The organism is Vibrio sp. 10N.222.48.A3, from assembly GCF_041475345.1.
GTDB classification, from domain to species: Bacteria; Pseudomonadota; Gammaproteobacteria; order Enterobacterales; family Vibrionaceae; genus Vibrio; species Vibrio tasmaniensis_A.
The window spans coordinates 1-2,882 of sequence record NZ_JBFRVX010000242.1; the positions used below are offsets into that span (position 1 = coordinate 1).

A 2,882-nucleotide genomic window follows, 5' to 3' on the forward strand; every position below is an offset into this window, starting at 1 on the left:
CTCACCAACTATCAATAAATAAAAAGCGGCGAGATAATTTGATTATCTCGCCGCTTTTTCGTTTTCTTTACGTCGTTTACTCAATAAGTAAAACAACCGAACAGTAGTTTAATGAAAAGACTTAGCTGTCGTCTTCAGTAAAGTTTGTCGGTAACGTTGTCTTCATCTCGTTCCAAATCTGTGCGCTTGCGATACCGTAGTTACGAATCACAAGTGGCAAATTCTCACGCTCACCGCTTTCACAAATAACAAACAAGTTTTTGTAGAACTCCATGGCTAAACGACGAGCTTCTGGGTTAGAGAAGTAGTAGCTACCAACACGGTCGTACAATTTTCGAACACCATTAAAGATCAGGCCATAAATTTGGTTACCTGAATGGAATGCTAAACGTTGGAAAAGCATGTAATCGTAGAAGTTAAAAGTTTTAGCAATTAAGATCGTTTGACGCTTCGCTTCATCTTTTTCTACGTCTTCTTTCACCGATTGTTTGATCTTGTCAGCATATGGCGACGATTCTAAGAATTCATCCCAAGTAGGTGCCGCAAGTAAAGATTCACAAGATTCAATTACGTTAGTAATCGTACGCTCTGAAGCCTCTTTATTTGCTTTGAATGCATAACGCATAAAGATAGGGCTGATATTAGTACGAGCAGCAAGCAGGTCTTCTACCATTTTACTTGCGTTATCAACGTCCAACGTCATTAATGTATCAAGGATATGAAGACCTGACGTTTCCATAAACTGATTAACTTTAGTTGGCTTACCGTGTTGGATTGTCAACCAACCATCACGAGCAAGACGCTGAAGTACTTCACGAAGCGTAGTACGTGTAACACCAATCAGCTCAGAAAGCTCACGCTCTGCGGGCAAGATAGAACCTGGAGCGAAACGGCCATTCCAAATACTTTCAATGATATACTTTTCTGCAAATCCTGCCGGGCTCTTTGCCTTAATGACCATCTACACTTCAATCCAATTTAATTATTTTGTTCTAATTTACTCATCATACCACTAGTTAACACCCTGCGGAAATACCCCCAAAAAATTTTACGCACTCAAAACCCAAGTAGAGTTAAAACTCTAAAGTTCAGCACACGTTTGCACTCAAGGTTTGGATAGCAAGCGACTACAAATCATCATTTAAACAAACCATTAACACAACAAATTCTTTTTAAAATCAATGAGATTGGTCATATTTTTAAATCTATTAATTTGCAATGTTAAGTTGTAATAATCATATATAATCCGTCGTTATTCTGTAAATTTTAATCATTTCGCTGAAATATTGATTCTAGTCGGTTTTTATCACATTTTAAGTGGTATGCTTGCGCTACTTTGATCGCGTTTCTCAACAAAAAAGAGGTATTTTTAGTGCTACAGGGGTTTTCCTGTTGACTAAATGTTATCTAAGAGTAGAGTTGCGCTCAAAAATAAGCAGTGCTTGAGTTTCTAAGGGAGTGACTTGGCAAGACCACAGAACATTACATGGAATGTAGTTTTTCTAAGTCACTGTTAGTTATAGGTTTTAACTAAACCTACAGCTCGATTCTCAAAATGTTGTATTGCTTGTCTATTCATAATCAACATAAAAGAGTATTAACATGCCGATGTCTCTCGGAAACGCTTTTATCAAAAACTTCCTTGGTAAAGCTCCTGATTGGTATAAACTTGCCATCATTTCCTTTTTAATCATCAACCCGTTTGTTTTTTTCCTAGTTGACCCATTCGTTGCGGGCTGGCTATTAGTGGTTGAGTTTATTTTCACTCTAGCTATGGCTCTAAAGTGCTACCCTCTCCAACCCGGTGGCTTATTGGCAATTCAAGCCGTCGCCATTGGCATGACTAAACCAGAAATGGTTTATCATGAGCTACAAGCAAACCTACCAGTATTACTCTTACTAGTATTCATGGTTGCTGGCATCTACTTCATGAAAGAACTACTTCTGTTCATTTTTACGAAGATCCTGCTCGGTATCCAATCCAAAATTCTACTCTCTGTCGCTTTCTGTGTCGCCGCAGCATTCTTGTCTGCCTTCCTAGATGCGCTGACAGTAATCGCCGTAGTCATTAGCGTTGCAGTGGGCTTCTACTCTATCTACCACAAGGTTGCATCAGGTAAGGGCACAACGTCTGCGCACGATCATACTCATGATGAAGAGATCTCTGAGCTAACTCGTGATGACCTTGAAAACTACCGCGCATTCCTACGTTCACTACTTATGCACGCCGGTGTTGGTACTGCTCTGGGTGGTGTAATGACCATGGTAGGTGAACCACAAAACTTAGTAATTGCTAAGCAAGCGGGTTGGGAGTTCGGGGAATTTATTATCCGCATGCTGCCAGTTACACTGCCTGTTTTCTTCTGTGGTATTTTAACTTGTGCACTTGTCGAGAAATTCAAAGTGTTTGGCTACGGTGCAGAGCTGCCAAATAACGTTCGCCAAATCTTAGTTGAATTTGACAACAAAGAACGCGCAAATCGTACAAAACAAGATGTAGCTAAACTATGGGTTCAGAGTGCAATCGCAGTTTGGCTTATTGTTGGCCTTGCGCTTCACGTCGCTGAAGTCGGTTTGATTGGCCTTTCAGTGATCATCTTAGCTACAGCGTTTACAGGTGTAATTGAAGAGCACTCGATGGGTAAAGCTTTTGAAGAAGCACTGCCATTTACCGCACTTCTTGCCGTCTTTTTTGCGGTTGTTGCTGTAATCATCGACCAGGCTCTATTTAAGCCAGTAATCGATGCTGTACTTCACGTTGAAGATAAAGGCGCACAGCTCGCACTCTTCTACGTAGCCAATGGTATCTTGTCGATGGTTTCAGACAACGTATTCGTCGGTACGGTTTACATCAACGAAGTTAAAACAGCTCTGGTTGAAGG

Annotated in this window: 2 protein-coding genes; one reads left to right on the top strand and one right to left on the bottom strand. The window is 40.6% G+C overall.

Annotation, left to right across the window (positions count from 1 at the left end; translation table 11 throughout):
* Positions 1-121: 121 nt before the first annotated feature.
* Positions 122-961 carry a fatty acid metabolism transcriptional regulator FadR gene (gene fadR, locus AB4653_RS08200; RefSeq protein ID WP_009848622.1) on the bottom strand — a complete coding sequence of 280 codons (840 nt, stop codon included), beginning with the start codon at positions 959-961 and terminating at the stop codon, positions 122-124.
* 641 nt (positions 962-1,602) lie between these two features.
* Here fadR and nhaB point away from each other — a divergent pair.
* The coding region (gene nhaB, locus AB4653_RS08205) for a sodium/proton antiporter NhaB (protein ID WP_372103781.1) at positions 1,603-2,882 on the top strand (1,280 nt) is incomplete at its 3' end.

Excerpts from the sequence above, each read along its gene's own strand:
- fadR (WP_009848622.1), bottom strand. The coding sequence starts at position 961 with ATGGTCATTAAGGCAAAGAGCCCGGCAGGATTTGCAGAAAAGTATATC.